This window comes from Streptomyces wedmorensis, assembly GCF_000716445.1.
GTDB lineage: Bacteria > Actinomycetota > Actinomycetes > Streptomycetales > Streptomycetaceae > Streptomyces > Streptomyces wedmorensis.
This window is the reverse complement of record NZ_JNWK01000023.1, coordinates 84,083-97,388: the sequence shown is the minus strand read 5'-3', so window position 1 is coordinate 97,388 and position 13,306 is coordinate 84,083. Positions and strand designations below refer to the sequence as shown.

Annotated in this window: 11 protein-coding genes; 6 read left to right on the top strand and 5 right to left on the bottom strand. The window is 72.8% G+C overall.

The window, feature by feature from the left end; translation table 11 throughout:
* The first annotated feature begins 58 nt into the window (after positions 1 to 58).
* From OO54_RS19700 to OO54_RS19675, 6 genes are all read left to right on the top strand, one after another.
* Positions 59 to 565 (top strand): Lrp/AsnC family transcriptional regulator, encoded by a 507-nt coding sequence (locus tag OO54_RS19700; RefSeq protein WP_033204802.1) that lies wholly within the window; start codon positions 59 to 61, stop codon positions 563 to 565.
* Entirely contained in the window at positions 550 to 1,929 is a 1,380-nt protein-coding gene (locus OO54_RS19695; RefSeq protein ID WP_193384142.1) for an aspartate aminotransferase family protein, read from the top strand. The genes OO54_RS19700 and OO54_RS19695 overlap by 16 nt, the downstream gene beginning before the upstream one ends.
* A gap of 231 nt (positions 1,930 to 2,160) precedes the next feature.
* Positions 2,161 to 2,889 carry an ABC transporter ATP-binding protein gene (locus tag OO54_RS19690; RefSeq protein WP_033204906.1) on the top strand — a complete coding sequence of 243 codons (729 nt, stop codon included), beginning with the start codon at positions 2,161 to 2,163 and terminating at the stop codon, positions 2,887 to 2,889.
* Entirely contained in the window at positions 2,871 to 4,019 is a 1,149-nt protein-coding gene (locus tag OO54_RS19685; RefSeq protein ID WP_033204800.1) for a hypothetical protein, read from the top strand. Before OO54_RS19690 ends, OO54_RS19685 begins: the two co-directional genes overlap by 19 nt.
* A 49-nt stretch (positions 4,020 to 4,068) precedes the next feature.
* Positions 4,069 to 5,208, top strand: coding sequence for an LOG family protein (locus OO54_RS19680; RefSeq protein WP_033204904.1), 1,140 nt, complete (start codon positions 4,069 to 4,071; stop codon positions 5,206 to 5,208).
* A 101-nt stretch (positions 5,209 to 5,309) separates the two neighbouring features.
* Complete coding sequence (locus OO54_RS19675) at positions 5,310 to 6,380, top strand: hypothetical protein (RefSeq protein WP_033204798.1); 1,071 nt, start codon at positions 5,310 to 5,312, stop codon at positions 6,378 to 6,380.
* Between the two features lie 39 nt (positions 6,381 to 6,419).
* On the opposite strand, the gene OO54_RS19670 is transcribed toward OO54_RS19675, so the two are convergent.
* From OO54_RS19670 to OO54_RS19650, 5 genes are all read right to left on the bottom strand, one after another.
* Complete coding sequence (locus tag OO54_RS19670; protein ID WP_033204797.1) at positions 6,420 to 7,439, bottom strand: ABC transporter ATP-binding protein; 1,020 nt, start codon at positions 7,437 to 7,439, stop codon at positions 6,420 to 6,422.
* Complete coding sequence (locus OO54_RS19665; RefSeq protein ID WP_033204795.1) at positions 7,439 to 9,052, bottom strand: ABC transporter permease; 1,614 nt, start codon at positions 9,050 to 9,052, stop codon at positions 7,439 to 7,441. The genes OO54_RS19670 and OO54_RS19665 overlap by 1 nt, the downstream gene beginning before the upstream one ends.
* Before the next feature lie 38 nt (positions 9,053 to 9,090).
* Positions 9,091 to 10,170 carry a thiamine ABC transporter substrate-binding protein gene (locus tag OO54_RS19660; RefSeq protein WP_033204902.1) on the bottom strand — a complete coding sequence of 360 codons (1,080 nt, stop codon included), beginning with the start codon at positions 10,168 to 10,170 and terminating at the stop codon, positions 9,091 to 9,093.
* Between the two features lie 237 nt (positions 10,171 to 10,407).
* Complete coding sequence (gene rlmN / locus OO54_RS19655) at positions 10,408 to 11,514, bottom strand: dual-specificity RNA methyltransferase RlmN (protein WP_033204794.1); 1,107 nt, start codon at positions 11,512 to 11,514, stop codon at positions 10,408 to 10,410.
* Between the two features lie 64 nt (positions 11,515 to 11,578).
* Positions 11,579 to 13,198: an MFS transporter gene (locus OO54_RS19650; protein WP_033204793.1), complete on the bottom strand. Its 1,620-nt coding sequence runs from the start codon at positions 13,196 to 13,198 to the stop codon at positions 11,579 to 11,581.
* Between the last annotated feature and the right edge of the window lie 108 nt (positions 13,199 to 13,306).

Below are 13,306 nucleotides of genomic sequence, written 5' to 3'. Positions count from 1 at the left end.
ATCTAGAGCCCTTCACAACGAATTTCATCGCTTCGGGCTTGCACGACGGACAATCTCGGTGCACAGTGAAGCCGTGGCCAGTCGAAGCACAGACTCCAGAACCGGAACCGGTTCGTCCCCGACGATCGACGCCGTCTCCCTGGCGATCATCGAACAGCTCCAAGAAGACGGTCGCCGCCCCTACGCGGCGATCGGAAAGGCCGTGGGCCTCTCCGAAGCCGCCGTGAGGCAGCGCGTCCAGAAGCTGCTCGACCAGGGCGTCATGCAGATCGTCGCCGTCACCGACCCCCTCACCGTGGGTTTCCGACGGCAGGCGATGGTCGGCATCAACGTCGAGGGCGACCTGGACCCGGTCGCGGAAGCACTCACGGCCATGGCCGAGTGCGAGTACGTGGTGATGACCGCGGGCTCCTTCGACCTGATGGTGGAGGTCGTCTGCGAGGACGACGACCACCTGCTCGATGTGATCAACAAGCGGATCCGCACCCTCCCCGGCGTGCGCTCCACCGAGAGCTTCGTGTACCTCAAGCTCAAGAAGCAGACCTATATGTGGGGAACCAGATAACCGTGACCCAGGACCTCTCCAAGACCGCCTACGACCACCTGTGGATGCACTTCACCCGCATGTCGTCGTACGAGAACTCGCCCGTTCCCACCATCGTGCGTGGTGAGGGCACCTACATCTTCGACGACAAGGGCAAGCGCTACCTCGACGGGCTCGCGGGTCTCTTCGTGGTCAACGCCGGACACGGTCGCCAGGAGCTGGCCGAGGTCGCGTACAAGCAGGCCCAGGAGCTCGCGTTCTTCCCCGTGTGGTCGTACGCGCACCCCAAGGCCGTCGAGCTCGCCGAGCGCCTGGCGCACTACGCCCCGGGCGACCTCAACAAGGTCTTCTTCACCACCGGTGGCGGCGAGGCCGTCGAGACCGCCTGGAAGCTCGCCAAGCAGTACTTCAAGCTGCAGGGCAAGCACACCAAGTACAAGGTCATCTCGCGTGCGGTCGCCTACCACGGCACCCCGCAGGGCGCCCTGTCCATCACGGGTCTGCCGGCCCTCAAGGCCCCCTTCGAGCCGCTGGTCCCCGGCGCGCACAAGGTGCCGAACACCAACATCTACCGCGCCCCGATCCACGGCGACGACCCCGAGGCCTTCGGCCGCTGGGCCGCCGACCAGATCGAGCAGCAGATCCTCTTCGAGGGCCCCGACACCGTCGCGGCCGTCTTCCTGGAGCCGGTGCAGAACGCCGGTGGCTGCTTCCCGCCGCCGCCCGGCTACTTCCAGCGCGTCCGCGAGATCTGCGACCAGTACGACGTGCTGCTCGTCTCCGACGAGACGATCTGCGCCTTCGGCCGCCTCGGCACGATGTTCGCCTGTGACAAGTTCGGCTACGTGCCGGACATGATCACCTGCGCCAAGGGCATGACCTCGGGCTACTCCCCGATCGGTGCCTGCATCGTCTCGGACCGCATCGCGGAGCCGTTCTACAAGGGCGACAACACCTTCCTGCACGGCTACACCTTCGGTGGCCACCCGGTGTCCTCGGCGGTCGCGATCGCCAACCTGGACATCTTCGACAAGGAAGGCCTCAACCAGCACGTCCTCGACCAGGAGGGCAACTTCTTCGACACCCTGAAGAAGCTGCACGACCTCCCGATCGTCGGCGACGTCCGCGGCAACGGCTTCTTCTACGGCATCGAGCTCGTCAAGGACAAGGCCACCAAGGAGTCCTTCACGGACGAGGAGACCGAGCGCGTCCTGTACGGCTTCCTCTCCAAGGCGCTCTTCGAGAACGGCCTGTACTGCCGCGCCGACGACCGTGGCGACCCGGTCATCCAGCTGGCCCCGCCGCTGATCGCCGACCAGGGCACCTTCGACGAGATCGAGGGAATCCTGCGCTCGGTGCTCACCGAGGCGTGGACCAAGCTGTAGGACCGAGCTGCCAGGACCGGCCGACGAACGACGGTCCCACCAGCATCACGCCGCCCTCACGGCGTGACCCCGGCCCGGGCATGCCGCCATCCGAGTGGATGGCGGCGGCCCGGGCCGCGTGCTGTCCGTATGAGCGGATCTGAATCCTTACGGTGCCGAGTGACCCACAGGCCCGTCTCCTCGTTCCCCCGTACGGGGGAACACATCAGATCCGACATCGAGGTGTACGCGATGGCCCCACCGGACAACGACGTGCTCTGGGCGCGTTCCCTGCACTGCGCCCTCGGCGGCACGGAGGCGCTCACCGGCGTCTCCCTCGGCGTCCGCGAAGGCGAGATCCTCGCCCTCGCCGGCCCCCGCGGCAGCGGCAAGACCACCCTCATGCGCTGCCTCTCCGGCCAGCTCGTCGCCCAGCAGGGCGAGGTCTGGTTCAACAGCAGCCCCGTGCACACCCTGAGCCCCGCCCAGCGCGAACGGCTCCGCCGCGACCGCTTCGGCTGGATCGGCCCCGAACCCGGACTCGTCCCCGAACTCACCGGCTGGGAGAACGCCGCCCTGCCGCTGCTGCTCCGCGGGGTCTCCCACCGCGCCGCGAAGACCGCCGCCCTGGAATGGCTCGACCGGCTCGACATCGGCACCAGCGCCCTCAAGCGGCCGCACGCCCTCACCCAGTCCCAGCGCCAGCGGATCGCGATCGCCCGCGCCCTCGTCACCACCCCCTCGGTGCTCTTCGCCGACGAACCCACCGCCGCGCTGCACCAGGCCGACGGCGCCCAGGTCCTGCGCACCCTGACCGCCGCCGCCCGCTCCCACGGCATCACCGTGCTCCTCGCCACCCACGACGGCGACGTCGCGGCGCTCGCCGACCGCACGGTCGCACTCCTCGACGGACGCAGGGTGGGCACCGTACCCCCGGCGTCAGGGGCGGAGGGCGTCGCCGCGTGCTCGCTCTCCGTCTAGCCCGCGGGACCCACCCCCTCGTCCTGACGCGGCGGCTCCTCGTCGCCGCCGCGGCCGCGGGGGTCGGCTTCCTCCTGCTGTGCACCCTCGGATACGCCGTCGGGCACCCGGCGCACTCGTCGGCCTCCGTGCTGCGGCTCCTGTGGTGCGCGCTGCCGCTCGCCGCCACGGTCCAGTTCGCCGTGGCCGTGGCCCGTACCGACCCCAGCACCCGGCCGCGCCCCGGACTCTCGGCGGTCGGCCTCGGCCCCGCCCGGCTCACCGCGATCGCCGCCGCCTCCACGGCCGTCACCTGCACGCTCGGCTCCTTGGTCGCGCTCCTGTTCTACCTGCACCTGCGGGGCGACATCACCGGCCTGCCCTTCGACGGGGCAGCCGCCGAACTGCTCGCCGCGGACCAGCCGCTGCCGCTCGCGGCGGCCCTCACACTCCTCGCGGTCCTGCCGGTCGTCGCCGCCACGGCGGCGGGCCTGGCCCTGCGACCGCGCCCGGCCGCCGAAGCGCCGGAAGGCGCCGAGAAGCCGGTGCCGTCCGGGCTGCCCTGGGGGGTCGCCCTGGTCGCGGTCGGCCTCGCGGTGGAGACGTACGCGGGCCGCGGCGGCGGTGACGGCGTCCCGCTGCCCGGCCGCTTCGACGGCAGCCCCCTCGGCGTCCTCGCCGGCTGGGTGCTCACCGCGGTCGGCCTCGCGATGGCGGGCCCCGGCCTCGTCCACGGCTGCGGCCGCCTCCTCCAGGCGGTCAGGCCCGGCGCCACCCGACTGCTCGCCGGCCGCGTCCTCATGGACGAGTCCCGCCGCATCGGCCGCCCGCTCGGCGTCGTCAGCGCGGTGATCTCCGGCACCCTCGCGGCCGCGACCCTCTACGACGCGGACCGCGGGCCCACCGCCTTCGGGCCGCTCACCGGCCTCGGCGCGGCCCTCGTCCTCGCCTGCACGACCGCCACCCTCCTCACCGCGGCCCTGGAGTCCAAGCAGTGCCGCACCCACACCACCGAGGCACTCCTCCGCCTCGGCGCACCGCCCACGGTCCTGCGCACGGCGGCCCTGATGCGAGCCGGCGCCCTGCTCGCCGTCTTCCTGCCGCTCACCTGGGCGGTGGCGAGACTCGCCGCCCTGCCGCTCACCGGCTGAGCCGCCCTCAGGAGGGGCCGCCCCGCGCGGCGGCCCCTATCGTGTGCCCATGGCGACGCTCCCCCCGGCCCACCGCCCGACCGGCCCCCGCGGGCACGGCCACGAGATCCACACGCTCGGCGAGTTCGACGCGGCGCTCGCCCGGCCCGGCTCCCTCACCGGCCTCCGGATCCAGTCGCTCGACCTGACCGACCGGACCTTCGCCCTGCTCTCCGCGACCACCGCCGACGCCGTCTTCCTCGGCTGCGCCATGCAGCCGGAGGCCGCCGCCAAGGTCCGCGCCGACGGGGCGCTCGTCTTCCCGCCCGTGCCCGACCTGCCCTTCGACCCGTACCGGGCACGGCTCTACACCCCGGCCGAACTCTTCGAAGGTCTTGCGACCGGGGGGTACGAGGCAACGCCGGACGCGCGCGCGTACGCCTGGTTCGGCCGGACCCGGGCTGACGGCGACATCCTCTCCTCGATGCTCCGCTCGCTCCACGACGACGCCGTCTCCGACGCCCTCGACGAACTCCTCGTCGGGGCCCGCGTCGTCGGCGTCATGGGCGGTCACGCGATGGGCCGGGGCACCGAGGCGTACGCGGGCGCCGCCCGGCTCGGCCGGTCCCTCGCCCGCGCCGGCCTCACCGTCGCGACCGGCGGCGGACCGGGCGCCATGGAGGCCGCGAACCTCGGCGCCTACCTGGCCCCGCTCCCCGACCCCGCCCTGCCCGAGGCCCTCGCGCTGCTCGCCGAGGCACCCTCCTTCGTCCCCTCGGTGACGGAATGGGCCCGCGCCGCCTTCCGCGTCCGCGACCGCCTCCCGGAAGGCGGCGACTCGGTCGCCATCCCCACCTGGTTCTACGGCCACGAGCCGCCGAACCCCTTCGCCGCGCACATCGCCAAGTACTTCGCCAACGCCCTCCGCGAGGACGGCCTCCTCGCCCGCTCCACCGCCGGCGTCGTCTTCCTCCCCGGCGCCGCCGGCACCGTCCAGGAGATCTTCGCCAACGCCACCCCCAACTACTACGAGTCCCTCGGCTCCCCCACCCCGATGGTCCTCGTCGACCGCGCCCACTGGACCGAACACCTCCCCGCCTGGCCCCTCCTGCGCTCCCTGGCCACCGACCGCCCCATGGCGACCCGCATCGCCCTCGTCGACTCGATCGACGAGGCCCCGGCGGCGCTGGAACGGCTCGCGGAGGAATAGGCCCCGCCCTCCGGGCTGTGCCCCGGGCCTCCGCCGCGCGGCGGAGCGGGACCCGCCCACGGGCGGACGCGATCGGAGTCCCGCGCCGGAAAGCTCGGGTCATGACACCGAAGACACCGGCGGCCGCATGGCCGTCCTGGGCGGGCCGCGCCGCTGTCGTCTGGTCGCTGCTGTACGCCACCGGGGCGGCGCTCGCCGCCGTCACGGCCCCCGCGTTCGGCTACTCGCTTCTCGGCAAGGGCACCGGCACGGGACCCGAGGCGGCCGCGGCGGCGCTCTACGGGACCGCCGCCGTCCTCGCGTACGCGCTGCTCCGCCGGCCGGGCGTCCGATGGCTCTCGACGGCCGCCTGGGCGGTCGTCGCGCTCTGTCTGACCTCGGGCTTCGCCGCCCTCCTCAGCCCCCTCCACCTGCTGTTCTTCCTGTCCCGCAACCAGCCTCCGGTCGACTGGGCGGCCCTGGCCAACCAGACCGCCGCCGTCCTCGGCGGGATCCTCTGGGCCTGCGCCGCCCTCGCCCACCGCCGCCACGCCCTCGGCACCTGCCCCTACTGCGGCCGCCACCCCGGCGGCCGCCGTGCGGGCGACCGTCCCACGGGGCGGGACGGGTGGGCACACGGGACGGCGCCCTCGGCCGCGCCTCCGCACCCGGCGCCCGCACCCCGCGCCGACCTCGCCCCCCGCGCCGGCCTCGTCGCCGTCGCCGCCCTCGTTCCGTACACCGTCCTGAAGACGGCCTGGGCGCTGGGCGTCACGCCCGGCTACACGGGCACGGGACGCCCCGGCGTCGATCCGGAGTACACCAGCGACCTGGGCATCCGGCTGTACGACCACGGCGTGGACGTCACCGCGGTCCTCGCCCTCCTGGGCATGACCCTCGCACTCGCGCTGACCCGCCCGTGGGGCCGGCGGCTGCCCCGGCTGCCGCTGCTCGCGCTCGGCTGGGCGGGGGCGGGCGCGCTCGCCCCGTTCGGGGTCTTCCTGGCCGCCGTCGGCGCCCTCGCCTGGGCCGGCGCCGTCGACGTCGGCATGGCGGACCACGCCCCCTGGGTCGTCGCCGTCGCCTACGGCTCCGGGCGCCCTCGTAGCGGAGCTACTGGGGCGTTTCGGCCGTGCGGCGAGCGTGCGTGCCGGGCGGGCCGGACCCGACGGGAATCGTCAGACAGGCCCTAGGTCCTGCCGATCAGGCCGGGCCGGCCTACAGGGCACCCCCTAGGCGGCGGCCTCCAGCACCACCACGTCCTCCACCCGGAACTCCACGGCGACCCGGGCCCCCTCGGCGGGTGCCTCCCGCAGCGGGAGGTCGGCCTCCAGGGCGGGGCCGTCCGCCGGGCGGAGGCGTACGGCGACCCGGTCGCCGCGGAAGGTCCGGGACTCGACGGTCCAGGCCTCCCCGTCCCCCTCGATCCGTACCCCGCCGGGGCGGACGAGGAGGACACGGTCGCCCTGCGGGGAGCCGTCCGGCACGGGCACCGGGCCCCAGACTGTCTGCGCGAGCGTCCCGGTGACCCGCGCCGCCACCACGTTGTCGAAGCCGAGGAAGCGGGCGACGAACTCCGAGGCGGGGCGGGACCACACGTCGACGGGGGTGCCGGACTGGGCGATCCGCCCGTCCCGCATGACCACGACCCGGTCGGCGAGGGCGAAGGCCTCGCCCTGGTCGTGGGTGACGGCGAGGACCGTCGTCCCCAGCCGTCCGAAGAGCTGCCGAAGCTCGACGACGAGCCGCTCGCGCAGGCCGCGGTCGAGCTGGCCGAGCGGTTCGTCGAGCATGAGCAGCCGGGGCCGGGGTGCGAGCGCGCGGGCGAGCGCCACCCGCTGCTGCTCGCCGCCGGAGAGCGCGGCGACGGACCGCCGCTCGGCGCCGGGCAGACCGACGAGGTCGAGCAGCTCCCGCACCCGCTCGGCCTGCGCCGCCTTCCCGGCCCCCCGCATGCGCGGCCCGAAGGCGACGTTGCCGCCGACGTCCCGCTGCGGGAACAACTGGTGGTCCTGGAACATCAGCCCGACGCCCCGCCGGTGCACCGGCACCCCCGCCTGGTCGGCGCCGGCGAGCAGCACCCGGCCGGAGTCGAGCGCCTGGAGCCCGGCGACGGCCCGCAGCAGCGTGGACTTGCCGCTGCCGCTGGGGCCGAGGACGCACACGATCTCGTGCTCGGCGACCTCCAGGTCCACGGCGTCGAGCACGGCCCGCTCCCCGAACCGTACGGTCGCGTCCTCGATCGAAAGCATCAGAACTCCCCGGAGGTCCGGTCGGTGCGCAGCCGTTCGAGCAGCAGCAGGGACACCGCGCACACCACCATCAGAATCGTCGAGAGGGCCATCGCCTGGCCGTAGTTGAGCTCGCCCGGCCGGCCGAGCAGCCGGGCCACCGCCACCGGCAGCGTCGGGCTGTCGGGCCGGGCGATGAAGACGGTCGCGCCGAACTCGCCCAGCGAGACGGCGAAGGCGAACCCGGCGGCGATGAGCAGCGCCCGCCGCACCATCGGCAGGTCCACCTCCCGCCAGGCCCGCCACGGCGAGGCGCCGAGCACGGCCGCCGCCTCCCGCAGCCGCTCGTCCACGGCCCGCAGCACCGGCAGCATGGTCCGTACGACGAAGGGGACGCCGACCAGCGCCTGCGCGAGGGGGACGAGGATCCAGCTGGCCCGCAGGTCGAACGGCGGCTCGTCGAGCGTGATGAGGAAGCCGAAGCCGACGGTGACGGCAGAGACCCCGAGCGGCAGCATCAGGAGCGCGTCGAAGCCGCGCACGAGCCGTCCGGCCCGCCGGGTGAGGGCGGCCGCCGCGAGCCCGCCGATCACGACCGCGATCGCGGTGGCGGCCACCGCGTACCGCAGCGAGTTGCCGATCGCCTCCAGCGGCGGCACCAGGAACGTGCCGCTCTCGTCGAGCGAGCCGAGCGCCCGGTAGTAGCCGAGCCCGTACCCGCCGGGCCCGGCGAACGAGCGCTCCACCAGGACGCCGAGCGGCAGCAGGATCAGCAGCGCCACGGAGAGCAGGACGCCCGCGAGCAGCGCCCACTGGCCCGCCCCGCGCGGCCGGCGGGCGGTCCGCTCCGGGGCGACGAGCCGCAGCGCGGTCTCCCGCCGCCGTACCGTCCACGCGTGCACGCCGAGGATCGCGCCGACCGCGACGAACTGCACGAGCGTGAGCACGGCGGCCGTCGGCAGGTCGAGGAGCCGGGCCGTCTGGCGGTAGATCTCCGCCTCCAGGGTGGAGTACGCGTCCCCGCCGAGGATCTGCACGACACCGAACGAGGTGAAGGTGAAGAGGAACACCATCAGCGCGGCCGCCGACACCGCCGGCACCAGCGCGGGCAGCGTCACCGTCCGCCAGGCCGTCCAGCGCGAGGCGCCGAGGACCCGGGCGGCCTCCTCCTGGCGCGGGTCGAGCTGGGACCAGAGGCCGCCGACGGTCCGTACGACGACGGCGTAGTTGAAGAAGACGTGGGCGAGGAGGATCGCCCACACGCTGGTGTCGAGCCGCAGGCCCCACAGCTCGTCCGTGAGCCCGCCCCGTCCGACGACCGCCAGGAACGCGGTGCCGACCAGCACGGTCGGCAGCACGAACGGCACCGTGACCACGGCCCGCAGGACGTTCTTGCCGGGGAAGTCGAAGCGGGCGAAGACGTACGCCCCCGGCAGCGCCAAGAGCAGCGTCAGCGCGGTCGAGGCGAGCGCCTGCCACACGGTGAAGCCGAGCACGTCGAGGATGTCGGGCCGGCTCAGCGTCTCGCCGATCCGCCCGAACCGCCAGGAGCCGTCGGGGCGCAGCCCGCGCTCGACGATCGACGCGACGGGCCAGGCGAAGAAGACGCCGAAGAACGCGACGGGCAGGGCCATCAGCCCCAGCCGCGCCGCGCTCCGCTTGATGTCGCGCCCTACTTCAGGACGAGCGACGACCACTGCTGGATCCACGGGTCACGCTTCTCGGCGATCTTCTCGGGTGCCATGGTCTCGGGCTTGTCGACCACCACGCCGTGCTTCGTGAACAGCTCCGGCAGCGCCGCGTCCGTGGCGACCGGGTTCACGAACATCTGCAGCGGCATGTCCTCCTGGAACTTCTTGGAGATCAGGAAGTCGATCAGCGCCTTGCCGCCCTCGGGGTTCTTCGCCCCGTTCAGCAGACCGGCGAACTCCGTCTGCCGGAAGCACGTGCCGGTGGAGACGCCGGTGGGCGCCACCTTCGGCTGCGGCTCGCCGTACAGCACCTCGACGGGCGGGCTGGAGGCGTAGGACACGACGAGCGGCCGGTCGCCCTTGGCCTGCTTGCCGCCGGCCGAGCCGGAGAACTCCTGGTTGTAGGCGAGCTCCCAGCTGTCGACGGTCTTCACGCCGTTGGCCTTGAGCTTCTTCCAGTAGTCCTGCCAGCCCTCGTCGCCGTACTTCGCGGCGGTGCCGAGGAGGAAGCCGAGCCCCGGCGAGGACCGCTCCGGGTTCTCGACGACGAGCAGGTCCTTGTACGCCGGCTTCGCCAGGTCGTCGAAGGTCACCGGCGGCGCCAGCTTCTTGTCGGCGAAGTACTTCTTGTCGTAGTTGACGCAGATGTCGCCGGAGTCGACCGGCGTCACCCGGTGCTCCTTGTCCAGCTGGTACGCGGCCGGGACCCGGTCCATGCCCTTCGCCTCGTACGGGACGAAGATCCCGTTGTCGAGGGCGCGGGACAGCAGCGTGTTGTCGACGCCGAAGAAGACGTCACCCTGCGGGGAGCCCTTGGTGAGGATCTCCTTGTTGACGGCCTCGCCCGCGTCGCCGCTCTTGAGGATCTTGACCGTGAACCCGGTCTGCTTCGTGAAGTCGGCCAGCACCTCCTTGGAGGCGTTGAACGAGTCGTGGCTCACCAGCGTCACGGTCTTCGGCGCGGGCCGGTCGGTCTTGCCGGCCGCGCCCCTGACGTCGTCGGTGCCGCAGGCGGCGAGGGTGGTGACGCCCAGCGCCGCGACGAGCGCGGCGGCGGCCATCTTCTTGGTGCTCACTGAGATTCCTCCTGGGTGTGACCAGGAAGAGACGCGGCCCTGCCCGCGTCCGGCGGAACCGGCGCGGGCAGGGCGCAACAGCTTGAGTTACGACCGAACTTCCTACCCAGAATGACCTGGGCAAGGTTCAGAGGGTCTGCGGTCCTACGGTGACCGCACTCTCAGCGCTGTGGCGCTCCCCTGTCGGAATATTGGAGATGTGTTCGAGCTCAGACTACAAGGTCAGCGCTCGGCCGCGGCCAGCTGTCCACAGGCACCGTCGATCTCCTGGCCCCGGGTGTCCCGCACGGTCACCGGAACACCGTGGCGCGCGATGGCCTCGACGAACGCCTTCTCGTCCTCGGGACGCGACGCCGTCCACTTCGAGCCGGGCGTCGGGTTCAGCGGGATCAGGTTGACGTGCACCCGCTTGCCCTTGAGGAGCCTGCCGAGCAGGTCTCCGCGCCAGGCCTGGTCGTTGATGTCCCGGATGAGCGCGTACTCGATGGAGATCCGGCGGCCCGACTTCTCCGCGTACTCCCAGGCCGCGTCGAGGACCTCCCGCACCTTCCAGCGCGTGTTCACGGGCACCAGGGTGTCGCGCAGCTCGTCGTCCGGCGCGTGCAGCGAGACCGCCAGCCGGCACTTGAAGCCCTCGTCGGCGAAGCGCAGCATCGCCGGCACGAGGCCGACGGTGGACACGGTGATCCCGCGCTGGGACAGCCCGAGGCCGTCCGGCTCCGGGTCGGTCAGCCGCCGGATGGCGCCGACGACCCGCTTGTAGTTGGCGAGCGGCTCGCCCATGCCCATGAAGACGATGTTGGACAGCCGTGCCGGTCCGCCGGGCACCTCGCCGTCCCGCAGCGACCGCATCCCGTCCACGATCTGGTGCACGATCTCGGCGGTCGACAGGTTCCGGTCGAGCCCCGCCTGCCCGGTCGCGCAGAACGGGCAGTTCATCCCGCAGCCGGCCTGCGAGGAGATGCACATCGTCACGCGGTCCGGGTAGCGCATCAGCACCGACTCGACGAGCGTGCCGTCGTGCAGCCGCCACAGCGTCTTGCGGGTGGTGTCGTCGTCGCACGAGATGTGCCGGACCACCGACATCAGGTCGGGCAGCAGCTCCCCGGCCAGCTTCTCCCGCGACGCGGCCGGGATGTCGGTCCACTCGGCGGGGTCGTGCGCGTACCGCGCGAAGTAGTGGGTGGACAGCTGCTTGGCGCGGAACGGCTTCTCGCCGATCGCGGCGACGGCCTCCTTCCGCTCGGCGGGCGAAAGGTCGGCCAGGTGCCGCGGCGGCTTCTTGGCTCCGCGGGGGGCGACGAAAGTGAGTTCTCCGGGCTTGGGCATGGTGCTACCAGTGTCGCAGACACGCGCGGGTGTCCCGGCGCGTGAAGGGTAAGGGTGAGGGGCCTCACGGCGCGGGGCGGCCCGGTGGGGTGCGGGGGATGCGGGAGGTGAAGAAGAGGGAGACGACGGAGGCGGCGGCGAGGATCGCGAGGGCCCCGCGGATGCCGTCGAGGCGGGCTGAGGCGTTGGCCTCCAGGGCGGCGTCGGTGACCTGCGGGGAAGCGCCGGCCTCCTCGAGGGCGTCGGTGAGCTGGGCGTCCGAGAGGAAGGGGATACCGCTCTGGAGTTCCACGGCCGCCCGCTGCTTCACGTCGGCCGGGACCGCCGGGTTCTGTTCGATGCTCGCCAGGAACGAGGAGGTCAGCGCGGCGATCATGAGCGAGCCGGCGAGGGCGGTGCCGATGGAGGCACCGAGGTTCGTGGCGGAGTTCTGGATGCCGCCGACCTCCGCGCTCTGGCTGTCCGGCACGGCGGACACGGTGACCGCGCCGAGCTGGGAGGCCAGGGCGCCCATGCCGAACCCGACGAGCAGCAGGGGCACGGCGACGATCTCAGCCCCGGCGTCCGCGTCGAGCGCGGCCATCAGCACGATGGCGCCCGCGAGCAGTGCGAGCACCCCGATCCGTACCACCCGGCGCGGGGACGCGTCGGGGAAGAACCGGGGGATCAGGAGCGCGGCGGCCAGCAGGGTCACCGACAGGGGCAGGATGCGGACGCCGGTGGCGAGCGCGGACAGCCCCAGGGCGACCGACAGGTAGAGCGGGACGACGAAGAAGACGCCCATCTGGACGAGGTACTGGAAGAAGAACATGGTCAGGCCGCCGGTCAGCTGCCGGTTGCGCAGCATGTCCGGGTGGATGAGCGGCTCCCGGTGGCGGGCGACGAGCCGGGCCTCCCAGCGCAGGAAGCACCACATCAGCAGCAGTCCCGCCAGCATCAGCCAGACGACCAGCGACACCCCGAGCCAGGCGGGCGCGTCGGCCTTCGGCCGCACCCAGCCCCACTCGCTCGAGCGGAGCACGCCGTAGACGAAGGCGCCCAGTCCGGCGGCGCAGAGCAGCGCGCCCAAGAGGTCGATACGCGGGCGCTCCTCGCTGACGGCGTCGGCGATGCGGCGGGCGAACACGAGGATCACCAGCACCACCAGGACCTCGCCGGCGAAGACCCAGCGCCAGGAGAAGTACGTCGTGGCGATGCCGCCGATGAGGGGCCCGGCCGCGATGGCGACGGCTCCCGCCGACGCGACGACGCCGTACGCCATCGGGCGGCGATCGGTGGGGAAGTTGCCGGCCACCAGGGCCACGATGGCGGGCATGATGAGCGCCGCCCCGACGCCTTCGAGGAACGACCAGCCGAACATCAGCACCGGGAGGTTCGGGGCGAGGGCCGTGGTGAGGGAGCCGGCGCCGTAGATGCAGCAGCCGATCATGAAGGCCCGCTTGCGGCCGATCAGGGTGCCGACCTTGCCCCCGGGGATCATGAGCATCGCCATCACCAGTGTGTACGCGGTGATGGCGCCCTGGATGCCGGTGATGGTGGTGCCGACGTCCTCGGCCACCGTGGCGATGGAGACGTTCATGACGGAGCTGTCGAGCGCCATGAGGAACTGCCCCGCCGCGAGGGTCAGCAGGACCGAGAGGGCCCCGGAGGGCCGTTCGGCGGAGCGGGCCGTGGGTGCTGTCATGCTCGGCATCCTTCCCGCGCGGGGGCTCCGGGCCGCCGATCCACCGTCCGCTTCCCCCACATGGTGGACACCGGAACGAAGACGGGCCCGCTGCCGTGAAGGCAGCGG